The organism is Nocardioides sp. (assembly GCF_036493135.1).
GTDB lineage: Bacteria > Actinomycetota > Actinomycetes > Propionibacteriales > Nocardioidaceae > Nocardioides.
Genome location: NZ_DASXQG010000007.1, coordinates 1 through 19093, shown reverse-complemented (window position 1 = coordinate 19093; position 19093 = coordinate 1). Strand labels below are relative to the sequence as shown.

The window sequence follows — 19093 nt, the reverse complement described above, 5'->3', positions numbered from 1 at the left end:
GAGCTCCTCCAGCAGCTCCTGGGCGACCAGGGCCACCCGCACGGCGTCCGCGAACGTCGTACCGGGCTGGGGGTCGAGGTCGATGCGGAGCTCGTCGGGGCGGTCGACGTCGTCACGACGGACCGGCCACGGGTGGAACGTCAGCGCACCCATGTGCGCACACCAGACCGGCACCGCGATCTCGGTCGGGCAGATCTCGTCGGCGGTGCGTCCGGACGGGAACGTCACCTGGACCGACTCGAGGTAGTCGGGCGCTCCCTTGGGCACGCGCTTCTGGTAGAACGCGTCCGCGTCCTTGTCCATCGGGCCGGTCGCGAGCTTCATCCCCGGGCGGACCCCGGAGGTCCACCGCTCGAGGGCGGTCGGCCGGTGGCGCAGTGCCCGCATCAGGCCGTCGTCCACGCTCGCGAAGAACTCCGCCACCATCAGCTTGGAGACCTCGGGAGTGCGGTCCGTCGCCTGGTAGATCACCCGGTCTGGGCTGCTCACCCGCACCGCCCGTCCCCCGGCCTGTACCTCCGCTGCGGGTGTCTTGGGCATGCGGCCAGGCTATCCGCCCGCTGACCCGGCAGGAGTTCACGCGGTACGACGATGACCCGGCAGAATGGCGGCATGGATCCGCGGTTGCGGGCAGCGGTCGACGCGAGCCGACAGTGGTACGACGACGTGTTCGCCCTGCACGGCGTCCCGGTGCGGGTCGACGACGGGCTCTGGTCCGCGCTCGGTCCTCCGCCGCCCTGGCACTCGGCGGTGAAGACCCTGGAGCCGGGCATCGGCACCGAGCGGGTCGTGCGTGCGGTCGAGAGCCTCGAGCACTGTGCGGTCGCCGACTCCTTCGGCGACCTCGAGCCGGAACGACACGGTTTCGAGCTCCTGATCGATGCCCGGTGGGTCCACCGAGGCCCCGTGGGTGAGACGCCGGACCGGCTGCCGGAGGGCTGGTCGGTGGTCGACACCGTCGAGGAGCTGGCGGAGTGGGCCGCCGCTCACGACTACACGGACGTGCTGCCGCCGGCCGTGCTGGACCACCCTCGGTTCCGGATCCTGGCCTGCCGTCAGGACGGCGCGCTCGCGGGCGGTGCCGTCACGCACGACGCCGGTGATGTCGTGGGGCTCTCGAACGGCTGGGGTGCGGGCGCGGTGGCGACGTCAACCGGGGTGCTCGCCGCGGTGGCGGTGCTGCATCCGGGCCGGCCGGTCACCGACTTCGCCGAGGGCGCCGAGCTGGACGCGATGGTGGCCGCCGGCTTCACGCCGCTCGGCCCACAGCGGGTCTGGATGCGCTGACCGTCACGCTTTCGTCACTCGGCGGGCTGCCCGGCTCTGGTGTCGGCGACTACCGTGGAGGCATGGGTTACCAGGTGGAGAAGACCGACGAGCAGTGGCGCGAGGAGCTCTCGCCGGAGGAGTACGCCGTACTCCGCGAGGCCGGCACCGAACGGCCGTTCGTCGGTGCGTACACCGACACCGAGACCAAGGGCGTCTACTCGTGCAAGGCGTGCGGGACCAGGCTCTTCGAGTCCGACACGAAGTTCCACTCCGGCTGCGGCTGGCCGAGCTTCTACCAGCCGATCACCGACACCGTGGAGTACATCGAGGACGTCTCCCACGGGATGAAGCGGGTCGAGGTCCGGTGCGCCAACTGCGGCTCCCACCTCGGGCACGTCTTCCCCGACGGCTACGGCACCCCCACCGGCGACCGCTACTGCATCAACTCGATCTCGCTCACCCTCGCACCCGCCGACGCGCCCGCCGAGCGCGCCTGACGGCACTTCCGCGGTGACAGCCCCGCGTGACATGGGGCGTACGCCGGCTCAGGGGAGGCGGGCGAGGAGGTCGCCGACCGGGGTGCGGGCTCCGGTGTAGAACGGGGTCTCCGCGCGGACGTGCCGACGCGTCTCCGAGCCGCGGAGATGACGCATCAGGTCGACGATGCGGGACAGGTCGTCGGCCTCGAACGCCAGGATCCACTCGTAGTCGCCGAGCGCGAAGCTCGAGACGGTGTTGGCCCGGACGTCGGGGTAGTCGCGCGCCATCCGGCCGTGCTCGGCGAGCAGGTTGCGGCGCTCGGCGTCCTCGAGGAGGTACCACTCGTAGGAGCGCACGAACGGGTAGACGCACACGTGGGCGCGCGCCTCCTCCTCGGCGAGGAACGACGGGAGGTGGCTCTTGTTGAACTCCGCCGGCCGGTGCAGCGCCATCTGCGACCAGACCGGAGCGAGCCGCCGGCCGAACGCCGTGCTCCGCAGACGGTTGTACGCCGACTGGAGCTGCTCGCTGGTGGCCGCGTGCCACCAGATCATGACGTCGGCGTCCGCGCGGATGCCCGACACGTCGTACGTGCCCCGCACCACCACGTCGTCGGCGGCGAGCTTCTCGAACAGCTCCTCGACCTCGGCCGCCTCCGCACCACGGTCGGCACCCCGATCAGCCGACCCGAACGACTCGTCGAGCCGGAACACCGACCACATCGTGTAACGGACGGTGTCGTTCAGCTCGCGGGTGCGAGCCGCGTTCGTCTGGTCCTTCGTCGGCGGTTCGGATGACTGGGCCATGCCCCTCATTCTGCCGCGAGCAGCGAAGCCGCCGCCCGGCGGGCGGACCCGATCACGGCCGGGATCCCGACACCGTCGTACGCCGCGCCGCACAGCACCAGGCCCGGCACGGTCCCGATCGCGGCCCGGATGCGCGCCACCCGGTCGAGATGGCCGACGGCGTACTGCGGCAGCGCGCCACCCCAGCGCTGCACGTGTGCCTCGACCGGCCGGATCACCTGGTCCGTCGCGAGCACGAGGTCGGCGACCACCCGCGCCACCAGCTCGTCGTCCGTGGCCTGCAAGGACGCCTCCTCGCGGTGCCGGCCGATCGACGCCCGCAGGATGCGCAGGTCCGAGGCCTCCCCGACCCAGCTCCACTTCGAGAAGGAGTACGTCGCAGCCTTGATCCGCCGCCCGTCGACCGCGGGGACGAGGAACCCCGAGGAGTCGCCGACCTTCAACCCGGGCACCGCGAGCGTGACGATCGCCATCGACGCGTACTCGACCGCAGCGAGCTCGCGCGCGGCCTCCGCAGCGACGTCCGCGAGCAGGCGAGACGTCGGCGCGGCCGGCGTCGCCAGCACCACGCGCCCCGTCTCCAGGATCTCCGGGGAGCGGGTCGACCCGATCGTCAGCCGGAAGCCCGTCGACGTCCGCACGAGCTCGCGCGCGGGCGCCGAGGTGCGGACGTCGAGGCCGGCCGCGAGGCGCTTCGGCAGCAGTCCGACTCCGCCCTCGATCCCGGCGAACACCGGAGCGTCCGACGCCGGTGGCACGGCGGCCGCGGCCGCCAGCAGCGATCCGTGCTCCCGCAGGAGCGCGACGACCTGGGGGATGGCCGCGTCCGCTGACAGGTTCGAGGCGTGGCCGGCGTACACCCCGCCGAGGAGCGGGTCGGTCAGTCGATCCACTACTTCCGGTCCGAGCCGAGACCCGAGCAGCTCGGCGACCGAGACGTCATGGTCCCCCAAGGGCAGTGCGGTCTCGTGCGTGGCGCGCTCGAGGCCGTCGTCGGAGAGCACCCCCGAGGCCGCCAGGTCGGCCAGGTCCAGTGGTACGCCGAGCAGCGTGCGCGGCAGCGGACGGAGTTCTCCTCGGGTCCACAGCTGCGACGAGCCCGAGGCGGGGTGCACGAGCTCGACGTCCAGCTCCGTGGCGAGACCCACGGCCTCCGGGCGCCGAGCCAGCATCGACTCGGCCCCGACGTCGATCTCGACGCCGGCCACCGTGGCCAGCCGGAGCTTGCCACCCACGTCGGGCGAGCTCTCGAGCACCAGCACCGACAGCCCGGCGGCGGCCAGGTCGCGCGCTGCGGCAAGTCCGGCGATGCCGGCGCCCACCACTACGGCGTCGGGGCGCTCGTCGACCACGGCCTCCACTCCCTCAGTAGCCCTGCACGAACTCCGTCAGCCGCTTCAGCTGGTCCGGATCCGTCGACGGCAGCACGCCGTGCCCGAGATTGAACACGTGCCCCTTCGCCGTCCGGCCCGCGTCGATGATCTCCGCGGCGCGGGACGTCATCACCTCGGTCGGCGCGAGCACCAGGGTCGGGTCGAGGTTGCCCTGCACGGCGCGGTCGCCGACCAGCGGGATCGCGGAGGCCAGCGGCGTACGCCAGTCCACACCCACGACGTCGGCGCCGGCCCCGGCCATCAGCGGCAGCAGGCTGCCGGTCCCGACGCCGAAGTGGATCCGCGGCACGCCCAGCCCGGCGACCGCAGCGAGCACGGCGGCCGAGTGCGGCAGCACCGAGCGCCGGTAGTCGTCGGGCGTGAGCGCGCCCGCCCAGGAGTCGAAGAGCTGGACCGCCGAGGCGCCGGCCTCGACCTGCACCCGGAGGTACGCCGCGGAGATGCCGGCGATCTTGCCGAGCAGCGCGTCCCAGACGTCAGGCGCGCCGTACATCATCGCCTTGGTCAGTGCGTGGTCCTTCGACGGCCCGCCCTCGACGAGGTACGACGCGACCGTGAACGGCGCGCCGGCGAAGCCGATCAGCGGGGTCGGCCCGAGCTCGGCGACCAGAGACCTGATCGCGGCCGTCGTGAACCGAACATGCCCGGGCGTCAGGTCGGGGATCGCCGCGACGTCCTCGAGCGTGCGCACCGGCCGTGCCACGACCGGACCGACCCCGGGCACGATGTCGAGGTCGACGCCGACGGCCTTGAGCGGCAGCACGATGTCGGAGAAGAAGATCGCGGCGTCCACGCCGTACCGCCGCACCGGCTGGAGGGTGATCTCGGTGACCAGGTCGGGGTTCATGCACGACTCGAGCATCCCGACGCCCTCGCGGACCTTCAGGTACTCCGGCAGGGAGCGCCCCGCCTGACGCATGTACCAGACCGGCGTGTGGTCGACCGCCTCCCCACGGGTCGCGCGCAGGAACGCGCCGTCACGGGGGGAGGTCATGGGCGAATGCTGGCACCCCACCCGGCGTGTGCGCACATCGGCCACCGAGCACCGGCCTACTGTGACCTCATGGTCGTGGGTAGCGAGGCGCGCCCGGGTTCGGGCCCGCCGCCAGACCCTCCGGAGTTCACCGACGCGGTGCACGCCATGAATGAGGCACGCCTGCGGCCCGAGGTGCTCGCCGAGCCGATGCCCGCGCCCCAACGCATCGCGCCGTACGCCGCGGCGCTCAGCGCCGACGTCACCGTCGACGGAAACGACCTCAGCACCGGGCGGATCATCCTGCTCCACGACCCCGCCGGGAACGACTCCTGGGACGGCACCTTCCGCTGCGTCGCCTATGCCCGCGCCGAGATCGAGCTGGAGATGATCACCGACCCCGCGCTGGCCGAGGTCGGGTGGTCGTGGCTCACCGAGGCGCTGGCGGCGCACGGCGCGTCGTACGCCGCGGCCTCCGGGACGGTCACCCGGGTGGCGACCGACAGCTTCGGCGCGATGTCGGAGGACTCCGGCAGTGCGCAGATCGAGATCCGCGCGTCGTGGACCCCCCAGCTGGTCGAGGGTCGTCTCGACATCACGGGGCACGTCGAGGCATGGGGCGAACTACTGTGTACGGCGGCGGGCCTGCCGCCGGTCCCCGAGGGCGTCACCGCCATGCCCAGCCGTCGTGGTCGTGGCCGGCGCGGTGCCGGTCACTGACACTCATGACACCAGACTCGGACCACGCATCCCGCGCACCGGCCGCCGACGAGGGCACGAACGCCCAGCCGGGGCAGGCGCCGGACGCCGCACCGTCGGCGCCGGACGTGCCGGAGGAACCGCCGGCCCCCCTGCTCGAGCTCCGGGACGGCCTGCCGCCGCTCAGCGACACCCCGCCCGCTCTCGCCGAGGCCTGCCGGGCGCTGGCCGCGGCCGCCGGGCCGGTCGCGATCGACGCCGAGCGCGCCTCCGGCTACCGCTACTCCTCGCGCGCCTACCTGATCCAGCTCCGCCGTGAGGGCGCCGGCACGTTCCTGATCGACCCGATCGGCTTCGACTCCCTGGACCCGCTGCAGCAGGCCCTGACCGGCGCCGAGTGGATCCTGCACGCGGCCACCCAGGACCTGCCGTGCCTCAACGAGGTCGGCCTGACGCCGGCGGCGCTGTTCGACACCGAGCTGGCCGGCCGGCTCCTCGGCTACCCCCGGGTCGGTCTGGCCACGCTGGTCGAGACGCTTCTCGGCGAACGGATGAAGAAGGAGCACTCCGCCGCCGACTGGTCGACCCGTCCGCTGCCCACCCCCTGGCTGGAGTACGCCGCGCTCGACGTGGAGGTGCTGCTCGAGCTCCGAGAGGTGCTCACCCGTGAGCTGCGCGAGGCGGGCAAGGAGGAGTGGGCGCGTCAGGAGTTCGACGCGCTGCGCGGGTTCACGCCGCTTGTCCGCCACGAGCCGTGGCGACGTACCTCCGGGCTCCACAAGGTCCGCGGCCGGCGTCTGCTCGGCGCTGTTCGCGAGCTGTGGGAGGAGCGCGACGAGCTGGCCCGGTCCCGCGACGTGTCGCCCGGACGGATCATCGGCGACAACGCGATCGTGGCGGCCGCCCTGGTCGACCCGGCCACCCGCGCCGACCTCCTGTCGACCAAGGGCTTCCACGGGCGTGGCGCCGCGAGGTACGCCGACCGGTGGCTGGACGCCCTCCGTCGAGCACGCGAGATGCCCGAAGCGGACCTGCCGGTGCGTGCACCGCGTACCGACGGCCCTCCCGCGCCTCGTGCCTGGGCCGAGCGCGACCCCGTGGCGGCCGAGCGCCTGGCGTTCGCCCGCGACGGGATGGCCAAGCTCTCGGAGGAGCACCAGGTCCCTGCCGAGAACCTCCTGGCACCGGACACGGTTCGCAGGGTGATGTGGGAGCCCGCCGGTGCCGACGTCGACGCCGTCGGCGCGCAGTTGCGCGAGCTCGGCGCGCGGGACTGGCAGGTCGAGCTGACCGCGCCGATGCTGGCCGACGCCGTCACCGCCGCCCGGGTCGCCGGCTGACCTCCCGCCGAGCGCTCAGCCCGGCGAGGGCCCGGCGCTGGGGCCGAGCCGCGGTCCGATGACCCGGAACGACGCGCGGTCGATCTGGCGCGTCGTCCTCGGGACCTCGGCCGGCGTGCCTCGCAGCATCGTCTCCAGCATCGGGTCCACGGCCAGGTCGAGGTCGTCCATCTGTTCGACGACCGGCGGGTAGACCATGCTCTTCACGCTGAAGGTGAAGACGGAGGCGTGCTGAGGCAGCCGGCCGGGCTGCTGGAACGCGTCGGAGAGTGCCACCGTCTGGTTTGCCGGCTGGAGATACCCGCCGAACGACACCAGGGCGAGGGCACCGGGCGAGCTGGCGTAGACCAGGAAGTCGGCCGCCGTCGCGGCGTCGCTCGGGTGCTGCGAAAGACACAGCCCGGTGAGGTTGCCGACCGTGGCCGAGGTGCCGAGGCTGGGCATCGGCATCACGTCGAAGTCGAGCCCCGGGGCGGCCCGGAGATCGGGGACCATCCGCCGAGATCCCTCGAGCAGCGCCAGCTTCCCGCGGGCGAACCACTCGATCGGCGTGTGCTTCTCCAGCTGGGCCCGGGTCAGCGTCGACCCGGGAGTGTGCAGCGCCCGCACGGTCTGGGTCAGCGACTGCATGTTGGGGTCCTCGGACAGCGCCAGCGTTGTCGGGTTGGTGACGTTGTCGAAGAGGGCGCCGCCCCCGGAGTACACGAACGGCGCGATGCTGGTCAGGTCGGGGGCGAGGTAGATCCCGGCGATGCCCGGGTGGTGGTTCACGGCCCAGCGCCCGGCCGCCGCGAACTGATCGAGGGACCAGCCCTGGCCGGGCTGGGGCGGGTCGTTCCGCATCTGGCCGAACTTGACCAGCTTCTTGTTGTAGAAGACCACCGCGGGCTGTACGCCGTACGGGAGGCACTCCAGGCGGTTGTCGGCGCCGAACGCGGTCAGGCTGCTGCGCGGGTACTCGTCACCGAAGTCGAAGCCCCGGTCGTCGAGCAGCTGGTCGACCGGCTGCACGAGCTGGTGCTGGATCAGGTAGGGCAGGTGGCGGCGGTTCGCGAGAAAGACGTCAGGGACCTGCTCCCCGTTGCGGAATGCCGCGAGCATGGCCGCGTCGTTCGGCCACGACTCGACCTTGACCGTGACCTTGCGTGAGAGCGGCGCGTAGGTCTCGGCCATCGTCTTGAACTGGTCGATCTCGCCCGCCGAGCCGGTCACCCCGAAGGTGAGCGTCTCCGGCGGCAGCTGTGGCGGGGCGGACGTCGAGGGGGCCGAGGTGGGCGGAACGCTCGGTGACGAGGTCGCGGACGAGGTCGCGGACGAGGTCGCGGACGAGGACCCGGACGAGTCGCAGGCGGCCAGGAGACCGGTGCTGAGCAACGCTGCGGCGGCTAGGACGGAGGCCCGCTGGCTGATCCGCCCCGCACTCTCCCGCACGGCCGAAACCCTAACGGCCCGGGGAAACAAGGAGTGCGCCGGACCGGGAGCGCCTCACGGCGCGTGGCCGCTCGAAGCGGCTGATGTTGGGACCCGGGGCTGCCGCGGCCCGGCACACTCGCGGACATTGTAACGAGGGGACGGCCCTCGGTGTTCCCGTTGTCCGCAGGCGCGCCCTAGGAGAGTCCGCCCGCGAGCTCCAGGCGGGCGGCGCGGTCCAGCTGGTCGGCGACGGCCTGGATCCGGGCGGCCGCGACGGTGTCTCCTTCGGGGAGCTCGACGCGACCGGTGGCGACCACCCGGGCGAACGCCGCGGCGCGCAGAAGGACGTCGGCGAAGTCGCTGCCGGCGATGCCGAGCAGCACCTGGTCGACCATCGCCCGCAGCTCGTCGGGGCCCGGTGGGTCGGCCACCCCGGCCACGACCCCGTGGACGGCCGCGCGATCACGCCCGGCCTCGAACTCCCGCGCCACGCCGACCGGGTCGGCGTACACCCAGGAGCGGAGGAGGTACAGCCGCCACAGGCAGCCGGCGATCGTCTCGGCCGGGCGACCGGCCCAGACCTCGGCGATCGCCTCGATCCCCTCGGTGTCCGCGAGGTGGAGCACCCGCTCGGCGATCTCGCTGTCACCGGAGTCGCGAGCACCGCGCACGAGGAGGTACGCCGCACGGTCGGCCGCCTCGGCGAGGCGGAGGGGGTCGAGGTCGTCGGCCTCGAGGCCCTCGAAGAACCGATCGCCCGGGGTCAGCGGGCGGTGGTGCGGACGTTGGGTCACCGGTCCACGGTAGCGACCCAGCTCAGCTCGCGAGCAGCTTCCGGATGCGTTGGTCGCTGACAGGTGCGTCGGTGCCGAGCTGCTGGGCGAAGAGGGAGACCCGATACTCCTCGAGCATCCAGCGCGCCCGGCGCAACGTGTCGCCCGGTGGACGCCCTTCCTGTAGCGCGGCCACCTGGTGGAGGTAGGCCTCGTCGAGCGGTCGCACCTGGTCCATCAGCTGTCGGTCGCGGGCGACCTTGTCGTCGAGGTGCTCGCGGCGGAGCCGGATCGCCAGGAGGTACTTCGGGAAGCGTCGCAGCCGGGCGGCCCCGGCCTCACCGAGGAAGCCACCGGTCACGAGCCGCGCCAGCTGCTCGCGCATGTCCTGCAGGGCAGGAAGGGTGGCGAGCTCGGCGCGGCCGCTGAGCGCGCGGTCGGTCTCGCGCCAGTCCGCGAGGACGCGCAGCACGTCGAGGACCACCCGGCCGGTGCGCTCGGCCAGGGCGTCGCGAGCGGCCGCTGCCAGCGCGTCGTACGACTCCGGAGTCCGGGCGGGAGGGTGCGCGTCGACGACGTCGGTGAACACGGCGGCGCGGACGTCGTCGAGCAGCTCATCGACCGAGGCGTAAGGCGAGCCCGCGAGGCCCAGGCGCTGCGTGGTGTCGAGGGGCCCGGTCGGGTCGGTCGGGAAGGGCAGCGCCAGCAGCAGGAGCCGTCGGACGCCGCGTCGGTGGCGGGCCGTCGCCTCCTCCGCCGAGCCGAACACGCCGAGCCCGACGGTCTCGCCCTCGTCGAGGACCGCCGGGTAGGCCAGCACCTCGTGGCCGGCCCGGCGCTGGAGGATCTCTGTCGGCAGCTCGCCGAACGTCCACTCGGTCTGGCCGGTCGCGCCGTACCCGCTGTCGCCGGCGACGGCCGTCAAGGCCGCGTCGAACTGCTCCTCCAGGGGAGCCTTGAGCGCGTCGAGATCCTTGCCGCGGGCCTGCTCGTCGCCGTCGTCGCCGAGCACGCGGTAGGTCGGCTGGAGGTGGGCGGGCACCTTGGTCCAGTCCCAGGACTCGCGGGGGATGACGACGCCCGTCGTCGACCGGGCCCATCGCTCGAGCGCGTCGAGCAGCGGCTCCTCGCCGGGTGGGACCGACCCCAGGAACTCCCGCGCCCTGTCGGGGGCCGGCACGAACGAGACCCGCAGGTTCTTGGGCAGGCTCCGGATCAGGCTGGTGACCAGCTCCTGCCGGACGCCCGGGACGTTCCAGGAGAAGTCGTCGGCGGCGACCCGGTTGAGGGTGGCCACCGGCACGTCGATGGTGAGGCCGTCATCGGCGGCGCCGGGCTCGAAGTGGTAGCTGATCGGGAAGGTCAGGCTCTCGCCCTGCTGCCACGACTCCGGGTAGTCCTCCTCGCGCACCTCCTCGGCGTTGTCGTGGGTGAGCATCGCCGGGTCGAAGGTGAGCAGGTCCGGCCGGCGCTGCCGCTCCTTCTTCCACCAGGTGTCGAAGTGGGCACCGCTGACGACCTCGGCGCCGAGCCGGGCGTCGTAGAAGTCGAACAGGGTCTGCTCGTCGACGACGATGTCGCGGCGTCGGGCGCGGTGCTCGAGCTCCTCGGCCTCCTCGAGCAGGCGTTGGTTCTCCGCGAGGAAGCGGTGGTGGCTCGACCACTCGCCGTCCACGAGGGCGTGCCGGATGAACAGCTCGCGGCTCAGCTCGCGGTCGATGCGGCCGTACTGCACGAGCCGGTCGGTGACCAGCGGCACGCCGTACAACGTGACGCGCTCGTAGGCCATCACGGCCGCGCGCTTCTTCGACCAGTGGGGCTCGCTGTAGGTGCGCTTCACCAGGTGGCCGCCGAGCTGCTCGGCCCACTCGGGCCGGATCGCGGCGTTCTGCCGGGCCCAGAGGCGGCCGGTCTCGACCAGCTCGCCTGCCATCAGGTAGGCCGGGTTCTTCCCGCGCAGCCCGCTTCCGGGGAAGATCGCGAACCTCGTGCCGCGGGCCCCGAGGTACTCCCGCGGGCCGCGTGGGACGCGTGGGCCGCGTTGCCCCGGCTGTCGCCGCTCGCGCTCCTCCAGGGCGCCCACGTGCGACAGCAGCCCCGACAGCAGGGCCTGGTGGATGCCGTCGGCGTCGTACGCCGCCCCCTCGGACGTCATACGTTCTGGTTGTTCTAACGACCGTTTCGTATGACGTCCGTCGGGGCGGCCCAGGTCGACCTTCAGCTCGCGGCAGACCTGCCGGAGCTGGGACTCGAAGTCCTGCCACTCACGGACGCGGAGGTAGTTGAGGTACTCGCGCTTACACATCCGGCGGAACGCACTGCTCGACAGCTCTTGCTGCTGGCCGCGCAGGTGACGCCAGAGGTTGAGCCAGGTCAGGAAGTCGGACGTCGGGTCCTTGAACCGGGCGTGGAGCTGGTCGGCCTGCGCCTGCTGCTCGAGCGGGCGCTCGCGGGGGTCCTGCAGCGAGAGCGCCGCGGAGATGACCAGGATCTCGCGGACGCAGCCGAGGCGCTCGGCCTCGAGGATCATCCGGCCCAGCCTCGGGTCGATCGGGAGCCGGGCGAGGCGTCGGCCGACTCGGGTCAGGCGCCCCTCGTCCGCCAACGCACCGAGCTCCTCGAGGAGCTGCACGCCGGAGGTCACCTGGCGTCGGTCCGGCGGCTCGACGAAGGGGAACCGGGCAATGTCGCCGAGAGCGAGCGACGACATCTGAAGGATCACCGAGGCGAGGTTGGTACGCAGGATCTCGGGGTCGGTGAACTCCGGGCGGCTCTCGAAGGCCTCCTCGGAGTACAGGCGGATCGCGATGCCGGCCTCGACCCGGCCGCAACGGCCGGAGCGCTGCTGGGCCGAGGCCCGGCTGATCGCCTCGATCGGGAGCCGCTGCACCTTGGTCTTCATGGAGTAGCGCGAGATGCGCGCGACGCCGGTGTCGACGACGTACCGGATGCCGGGGACGGTCAGTGACGTCTCCGCGACGTTGGTGGCGAGGACGACGCGTCTGGTCGTCTGCGGGTGGGAGGAGAAGACGCGGTGCTGCTCGGCCGCCGACAGCCGCGAGAAGAGCGGGACGATCTCGAGCGTGCGACCCGGGTCCGGCTTCACGTCGGAGAGAGCGTCGGCGGTGTCGCGGATCTCGCGCTCCCCCGGCAGGAACACCAGGACGTCGCCGGAGCCCTCGCGGGACAGCTCGCGTACGGCGTCGACGATCGCCTCGGTCTGGTCGCGGACGACGGCCTCCCCCTCGTCGTCCTCCTCGTCGGGCAGGTCGATCAACGGCCGGTAGCGGATCTCGACCGGATACGTGCGACCGGAGACCTCGATGATCGGCGCGGCGCGCCCGTCCCGGTCGGCGAAGTGGGCGGCGAACCGCTCGGGGTCGATGGTGGCCGAGGTGATGACCAGCTTCAGGTCGGGCCGTCTCGGCAGCAGGCGCCTGAGGTAGCCGAGCAGGAAGTCGATGTTGAGGCTCCGCTCATGGGCCTCGTCGATGATGATCGTGTCGTAACGGCGTAGCTCACGGTCGCGCTGGAGCTCGGCGAGCAGGATGCCGTCGGTCATCACCTTCACCCGGGTGTCGCGCGAGGTGCGGTCGGTGAAGCGCACCTGGTACCCGACCTCGGTGCCCAGCTCGGTCCTCAGCTCCGAGGCGAGCCGCTCGGCCACGGAGCGGGCCGCGATCCGGCGGGGTTGGGTGTGCCCGATCAGGCCGCCGCGACCGCCGGCTCCCCGGCCCTGCCCTCGACCCAGCTCGAGGCAGATCTTCGGCAGCTGGGTGGTCTTGCCCGACCCGGTCTCGCCGGCGACGACGACGACCTGGTGGTCCCGGATCGCCGCCTCGATGTCGGCGCGCCGCCCACTGATCGGCAGCTCGGCCGGGAAAGAGATGTCCACAACGTCGGCGATTCTCCCTCACCGCCGGTGGGCCACCGCAACGCGATTCCCAGCCGGAGCCCGGCGCGTGGATCAGCGTCCGTTCTGGCCCTGACCCTGACTCTGGCCCGGGCCGAACGGAGGAGTCTGCTGGTTCTGCGACCCGTTGCCGAAGCCCGGTCCCTCCGGGAAGGCGCGCTGCTGGAAGAAGCCACCGGGCGCGCGCCCGAAGCGTTGGTCGTCGCTCGCGGAAGCGTGACCGAGGATGAAACCGCTCAGGCCGCCGATGATCAGGCAGGCGAGGGCGACGGCGACGACGGCACGCATGCCGAGCACCTGGTCGGCGAAACGTGGGCGGGGCTGCGCCGGGGGCACGCCGTACGCCGGGTAGCCGACCGGGAGGGGCATGGCGTACGCCGGGGCGGCGGCCTGCGGCTCATCTGTCTCAGGGGTGATCGGCGGTGGCACCGGTGCGTCCGGCTCGATGGGCCGGGTCTCGTCGTCGCTCATGTCAGGAGTCTGGGCGGGCTTGCTGTGCCGGACCTGTGGATTTTGTCAGAGCGTGTCGTGTCTCGCGGACAGGGCGCTCACAGAGAACGCACAGCGTCAGTGCCCACACTGAGGGCATGGAGCTCACCCGCCCCGACGGCTCACCTCTGCGCGTGCTCGTCGTCGACGACGAGATCAACATCGCCGAGCTGATCAGCATGGCACTGAGGTACGAGGGTTTCGAGGTCTCGATGGCGCACACCGGCGCGAAGGCCGTCTCGAATGCGAGGACGTTCGGCCCGGACGCGGTCGTGCTGGACATGATGCTGCCCGACTTCGACGGGCTCGAGGTGCTCCGCCGGATGCGGACGACCGATCCCGACGTCCCCGTGGTGTTCCTGACCGCCCGCGACTCGGTCGAGGACCGGATCGCCGGGCTGACCGCTGGCGGCGACGACTACGTGACCAAGCCGTTCTCGCTCGAGGAGCTGGTCGCGCGGCTGCGCGGCCTGATGCGACGTACCGGCGCCCGTCGAGCCGAGTCCGACTCGGTACTCACCGTCGGCGACCTCGAGCTCGACGAGGACAGCCACGAGGTACGGCGTGCGGGTGACGAGGTCATGCTGACCGCGACCGAGTTCGAGCTGCTGCGCTTCCTGATGCGCAACCCGAAGCGCGTGCTGTCCAAGGCGCAGATCCTGGACCGGGTCTGGAATTACGACTTCGGCGGTCAGGCCAACGTCGTCGAGCTGTACATCTCCTACCTGCGCAAGAAGATCGACGCCGGGCGCGAGCCGATGATCCACACCATGCGCGGCGCGGGGTATGTGCTGAAGCCGGTCTCATGAAGCAGGCTCTCGCCTCGCTCACCTCGCGCCTGGTCGTGACGACCGTGGCGTTGGTGCTGCTGGTGTCGGTGCTGATCGGGACGGTGACGACGTTGGCGATGCGCAGCTACCTGACCGACCAGCTGGACCAGCAGGTGCAGGACACCATGGCACGCACCGTGCTCGGTCTCCGGGGCTCCGGACCCGAGGGACCGGGGCCCGGACTCGGCACCCAGGTCGGCACCGTGACCGCGATCCTGCCGAGTTCCGGCCCGGACCAGGGCTGGCTGGCAGACCAGAGGGGCCGCGGGGCCTTTCGCAGCGACCTGGCGCAGTCCCAGCTCGCCCAGCTCGAGGATGTCCCCACAGACCAAGCGCCACACGGTGTGGTCATCACCGGCCTGGGTTCCTACCGAGCCGTGGCACAGGACTTCAACGGAACGACGGTGGTGACGGCGCTGCCGACCAACAATGTCGACGACGTCGTCTCGAACCTGATCTGGTGGGAGGTCCTGCTCGCCCTGCTCGCGGTGCTCGGTGCCGGCGCGGCCGCGCTGGTCGTCGTACGCCGTCAGCTGCGGCCGTTGCGCGAGGTCGCCGCGACCGCGCACACCGTCGCCGGGCTTCCGCTGGCCGAGGGCGAGATCGCGATCGCACCCCGGGTACCCGAGCACCTGACGGACGCGCGGACCGAGGTGGGCCAGGTCGGGTCGGCCCTGAACACGTTGCTGGTGCACGTCGAGTCCTCGTTGGCGCAGCGGCACGAGAGCGAGCAGCAGGTGCGGCAGTTCGTCGCCGACGCGTCGCACGAGCTACGTACACCGCTGACCACGATCGCCGGGTACACCGAGCTGGCCCGGCGCCGGCCGGACGACTCGGCGGCCGTGACGACCGCGCTCGGAAAGGTCGAGGAGGAGTCGGCGCGGATGACGGCGATGGTCGAGGACCTCCTGCTGCTGGCCCGGCTCGACTCCGGCCGGCCGCTGGCGAGCGAGTCGGTCGACCTGTCGCGCCTGTTGGTCGAGGCCGTTTCTGATGCGCGCGTGGTCGCGCCCGACCACCACTGGCGGCTGGACCTCCCCGAGGAGTCGGTCGAGGTGACCGGCGACGGCGAGCGCCTGCACCAGGTCGTCAGCAACCTGCTCACCAACGCCCGCAAGCACACCCCGGCGGGCACCACGGTGACCGTGACCGGCACGTCGTACGGCCTCTCGGTGCACGACGACGGCCCGGGGTTCCCACCGGACCTCGCGGCCACGGCGTTCGAGCGGTTCGTGCGCGGTGACGTCTCACGCACGCGCACACCGGGTGGCACCGACGGCGGTGCCGAAGGGGGTGCCGAAGGCGGTGCCGGCCTCGGCCTCTCGCTCGTCGACGCGATCGTCACCGCCCACGGCGGCTCGGTCTCCCTCGACTCCCGCCCCGGCTCCACCACGATCACGGTGTCTTTGAAGGGGTAGTCCCTGACGTTTCCGTTCGAGATCCGCACCAGATCGAACGGAAACGTCAGGGACTACCCCTTCACAGACGGTCCATGGGTGGGCGAGGGGGGTCTGCCAGTGGGGGTGGCCACGGTGGGCCCATGACGTCCGAGACCTCCGCGCTCGCCCGCGACGCGCACCCCACAGATCGTCCCCGGCCGACACGCGCGTTCACGCGCCGGGGACACCAAGCGGTCGAGGGCCGCGACGGTCGGTTCCAGGTGCCTGCCGACCACGCGGCCCTCGCCGGGCTGCTCGTCGCCACCGCCCTGCTGTACCTGTGGGGGCTCGGGGCATCGGGCTGGGCCAACTCCTTCTACTCCGCCGCTGCCCAGGCCGGGTCGGCGTCGTGGAAGGCGTTCTTCTTCGGATCCTCCGACGCCGCGAACAGCATCACCGTCGACAAGACGCCGCTGGCGATCTGGCCGATGGCCCTGTCGGTCCGCATCTTCGGACTGTCGTCGTGGAGCATCCTCGTGCCGCAGGCGCTCGAAGGTGTGGGCGCTGTCTGGCTGCTGCACGCGACGGTCCGGCGTACGACGGGATCCGCGGTCGCCGCCCTCATCGCCGGGGCCGTGCTGGCGCTGACCCCGGTGGCTGTGCTGATGTTCCGGTTCAACAACCCCGACGCGATGCTCTGCCTGCTGCTAGTCGCCGCGGCGTACGCCACCCTGCGCGCCGTCGAGTCGTCGCATGCCGGTCGTCGCGCCGGCCGATGGCTCGTCTTCGCCGGCGTGCTGGTGGGGCTGGCGTTCCTGGCGAAGATGCTGCAGGCCTTCCTGGTGCTGCCCGCGCTGATCCTGGTGTACGCCGTGTTCGCCGGCGTCGCCTGGCGGCGCAGGATCCTGCACCTGCTCGCCGCGTTCGCCGGGATGCTCGTCGCGACGGGCTGGTGGATCGCCATCGTGATGGTCTGGCCGGCGGCGTCCCGCCCGTACATCGGCGGCTCGCAGCACAACTCGATCCTCGAGCTGACCCTCGGCTACAACGGCCTGGGCCGCCTCGACGGCTCGGAGACCGGGTCGGTCGGCGGAGGAGGCTTCGGTGGGAGCGGACAGTGGGGCGCGACCGGTCTCCTGCGGATGTTCGGCAGCGAGGTCGGGACCCAGGTGGCCTGGCTGCTGCCGGCGGCCTCGGCACTCGGCATCGCCGCCCTGTGCTTCGCCCGTGGTCGACGCGCGGTCCAGGCGGCGCTGACGCTCTGGCTGGGCTGGCTGGGGGTGACCGCGTTGACGTTCAGCCTGATGGCGGGCATCTTCCACCCGTACTACACCGTTGCCCTCGCTCCCGCGATCGGCGCTCTGGTCGGCATCGGCGCCTGGGTGCTCTGGCAGCACCGCACCTCACTGGTCGCCTCGGGCGTGCTCGGGTTCACCATCGCCATGACCACTGCGCTCGCCTTCGAGCTGCTCGCGCGGGACGGCTCCTGGCACCCGTGGCTGAAGTACGTCGTCGCCACCGTGGGCTTCGCGGCCGCGCTGATGATCGTCGGCGTCCGGCATCTGCCGCGGAGGATCGCGACGACGGTCGCGGTCGTGGCCCTGCTCTCCGGCCTGGCGGCTCCCGCGGCGTACTCCCTGTCAACGGCGACGACACCCCACTCCGGCTCCATTCCGAGTGCTGGGCCGGCGAGCTCCGGGGGATTCGGTATCGGCGGTGGTCAGCCCCCGACCGCCGGAACCGGCAACAACCCAGGCACCGGCGCCAGCACCGGCGGCCTGCTCGACGGCAGTACGTCGAGCACCGCCCTGACCGAGCTGCTCGAGGCCGACGCCTCGTCGTACACGTGGGTCGCGGCGGCGATCGGCTCCAACAGCGCGGCCGGGTACGAGCTCGCAACCCAGCAGCCGGTGATGGCGGTCGGCGGATTCAACGGCAGCGACCCGAGCCCGACCCTGGCGCAGTTCCAGGCATGGGTGGGCACCGGCAAGATCCACTACTTCATCGCCGGCGGTGGAGGCCTCGGCGGAGGCTTCGGAGGCGGTCCCGGCGGCGGCACGGGCGGCAGCGGCACGGCCTCGCAGATCACCCAGTGGGTCGAGTCCACCTTCACCGCCAAGACCGTCGACGGGGTCACCGTCTACGACCTCACCACCGCCGGCTGACCGGGTACTCCCTGACAGAACGGTCCAGAAATCGGCCGCAGGAGGACCGTTTTGTCAGGGACTACCCCACCTGCGGCGCGAGCAAGACCACACGTCGGGGGCCCGGGTATTCGACTACGGTCGAGCGGCATGAGGCTTCCGCAGCGGGTCGATCACCTCATCGTCGGCGCCGGCTTCGCCGGTATCTGCGCCGCGATCAAGCTCACCGAGGACGGCGAGAGCGACCTCGTCGTGATCGAGAAGGCCGACGACATCGGCGGCACCTGGCGCGACAACACCTATCCCGGCGCGTGCTGCGACGTCCCCAGCCAGCTCTACTCCTACTCCTTCGCCCGCAACCCCGAGTGGAGCTCGTCGTACTCCCCACAACCGGAGATCCAGTCCTACCTCCAGCGCGTCGCGAGCGAGTACGGCGTGACCGACAAGGTCGTCTTCCACACCGAGCTCGAGCGGGCCGCCTGGGACGACGACGCCCAGGTCTGGCGATGCCGGACGACGTCCGGCGAGGTCGTCGCGCGCACCCTGATCACCGGTACCGGGAGCCTGTCCGCGCCACGCCTGCCGGACATCGAGGGCATCGACAGCTTCGCCGGCGCGCTCTTCCACTCCGCGTGCTGGGACCACTCGGTCGACCTCATCGGCAAGCGGGTGGCGGTCATCGGCACCGGCGCCTCGGCGATCCAGATCGTGCCCGAGGTGCGGCAGGTCGCCGCGCACCTGGACGTCTACCAGCGCACCGCGCCGTGGGTGATCCCGCGCAACGACCGCCGCTACCCGAAGCTCGAGCGGCTCGCGCTGCGCCACGTGCCGGCGCTCGCGAAGGTCTACCGCACCGGCATCTACTGGGCGCACGAGGGCTACGTCCCGGCGTTCACCTGGCAGCCGAGGCTCGGTGCGCCGGCCGAGAAGGCCGCGACGATCAACATCAGGAAGGCGATCAAGGATCCCGAGCTCCGGGCCAAGGTGATGCCGACCTTCCAGCTCGGCTGCAAGCGGGTGCTGCGCTCGAACACCTACTACTCCGCCCTCGCCAGCGAGAACGTCGACCTCGTCACCGACCCGATCGCCCGGGTCACCCCGACCGGGATCGTCACCGGTGACGGGGGCGAGCACCCGGCCGACGTGATCGTCGTGGCCACCGGCTTCTGGACCACCGAGCAGCCGATCGCG

General features: G+C 71.9%; 15 protein-coding genes and 1 pseudogene. 8 read left to right on the top strand and 8 right to left on the bottom strand.

The window, feature by feature from the left end:
* Positions 1-540: pseudogene (locus VGJ24_RS01030) on the bottom strand (ATP-dependent DNA ligase); the annotation flags it as partial.
* A gap of 72 nt (positions 541-612) precedes the next feature.
* On the opposite strand from VGJ24_RS01030, the gene VGJ24_RS01025 reads away from it, so the two are divergent.
* Positions 613-1287, top strand: a complete 675-nt coding sequence (locus VGJ24_RS01025; protein WP_331498579.1) for a hypothetical protein — start codon at positions 613-615, stop codon at positions 1285-1287.
* A 62-nt stretch (positions 1288-1349) separates the two neighbouring features.
* Positions 1350-1766 (top strand): peptide-methionine (R)-S-oxide reductase MsrB, encoded by a 417-nt coding sequence (msrB, locus tag VGJ24_RS01020; protein WP_331498577.1) that lies wholly within the window; start codon positions 1350-1352, stop codon positions 1764-1766.
* Between the two features lie 48 nt (positions 1767-1814).
* On the opposite strand, the gene hemQ is transcribed toward msrB, so the two are convergent.
* Genes hemQ through hemE form a run of 3 tightly spaced genes read right to left on the bottom strand, consistent with a single transcriptional unit; the run spans position 1815 to position 4943 of the window.
* Positions 1815-2555 carry a hydrogen peroxide-dependent heme synthase gene (gene hemQ / locus VGJ24_RS01015; protein ID WP_331498576.1) on the bottom strand — a complete coding sequence of 247 codons (741 nt, stop codon included), beginning with the start codon at positions 2553-2555 and terminating at the stop codon, positions 1815-1817.
* A 5-nt stretch (positions 2556-2560) separates the two neighbouring features.
* A complete protein-coding gene (gene hemG, locus VGJ24_RS01010; RefSeq protein ID WP_331498575.1) occupies positions 2561-3907 on the bottom strand; it encodes a protoporphyrinogen oxidase in 1347 nt (448 codons plus the stop codon).
* A 13-nt stretch (positions 3908-3920) separates the two neighbouring features.
* Positions 3921-4943, bottom strand: coding sequence for a uroporphyrinogen decarboxylase (hemE, locus tag VGJ24_RS01005; RefSeq protein WP_331498574.1), 1023 nt, complete (start codon positions 4941-4943; stop codon positions 3921-3923).
* A 69-nt stretch (positions 4944-5012) separates the two neighbouring features.
* On the opposite strand from hemE, the gene VGJ24_RS01000 reads away from it, so the two are divergent.
* On the top strand, positions 5013-5642 hold the full coding sequence (locus VGJ24_RS01000; RefSeq protein ID WP_331498573.1) for a DUF3000 domain-containing protein: 630 nt from the start codon (positions 5013-5015) through the stop codon (positions 5640-5642).
* A 5-nt stretch (positions 5643-5647) separates the two neighbouring features.
* On the top strand, positions 5648-6961 hold the full coding sequence (locus VGJ24_RS00995; RefSeq protein ID WP_331498572.1) for an HRDC domain-containing protein: 1314 nt from the start codon (positions 5648-5650) through the stop codon (positions 6959-6961).
* A 15-nt stretch (positions 6962-6976) separates the two neighbouring features.
* On the opposite strand, the gene VGJ24_RS00990 is transcribed toward VGJ24_RS00995, so the two are convergent.
* The 4 genes from VGJ24_RS00990 to VGJ24_RS00975 form a co-directional block, all read right to left on the bottom strand.
* Positions 6977-8392, bottom strand: coding sequence for an extracellular solute-binding protein (locus VGJ24_RS00990; RefSeq protein WP_331498571.1), 1416 nt, complete (start codon positions 8390-8392; stop codon positions 6977-6979).
* Positions 8393-8568: 176 nt separating this feature from the next.
* The gene (locus VGJ24_RS00985; RefSeq protein ID WP_331498570.1) at positions 8569-9168 is read right to left on the bottom strand and encodes a hypothetical protein; all 600 of its coding nucleotides are present in this window, start codon (positions 9166-9168) and stop codon (positions 8569-8571) included.
* Between the two features lie 22 nt (positions 9169-9190).
* Positions 9191-13042 (bottom strand): ATP-dependent RNA helicase HrpA, encoded by a 3852-nt coding sequence (gene hrpA / locus VGJ24_RS00980; RefSeq protein ID WP_331498569.1) that lies wholly within the window; start codon positions 13040-13042, stop codon positions 9191-9193.
* 72 nt (positions 13043-13114) lie between these two features.
* Positions 13115-13531, bottom strand: a complete 417-nt coding sequence (locus VGJ24_RS00975) for a hypothetical protein (RefSeq protein WP_331498568.1) — start codon at positions 13529-13531, stop codon at positions 13115-13117.
* A 116-nt stretch (positions 13532-13647) separates the two neighbouring features.
* Here VGJ24_RS00975 and VGJ24_RS00970 point away from each other — a divergent pair, with 116 nt between their 5' ends.
* The 4 genes from VGJ24_RS00970 to VGJ24_RS00955 form a co-directional block, all read left to right on the top strand.
* Complete coding sequence (locus VGJ24_RS00970) at positions 13648-14358, top strand: response regulator transcription factor (protein WP_331498567.1); 711 nt, start codon at positions 13648-13650, stop codon at positions 14356-14358.
* Positions 14355-15797, top strand: coding sequence for a HAMP domain-containing sensor histidine kinase (locus VGJ24_RS00965; RefSeq protein ID WP_331498566.1), 1443 nt, complete (start codon positions 14355-14357; stop codon positions 15795-15797). The genes VGJ24_RS00970 and VGJ24_RS00965 overlap by 4 nt, the downstream gene beginning before the upstream one ends.
* Before the next feature lie 122 nt (positions 15798-15919).
* A complete protein-coding gene (locus VGJ24_RS00960; protein WP_331498565.1) occupies positions 15920-17923 on the top strand; it encodes a glycosyltransferase family 39 protein in 2004 nt (667 codons plus the stop codon).
* A gap of 129 nt (positions 17924-18052) precedes the next feature.
* Positions 18053-19093: NAD(P)/FAD-dependent oxidoreductase (locus VGJ24_RS00955; RefSeq protein WP_331498563.1), on the top strand; the 1041-nt coding region annotated here is incomplete at its 3' end.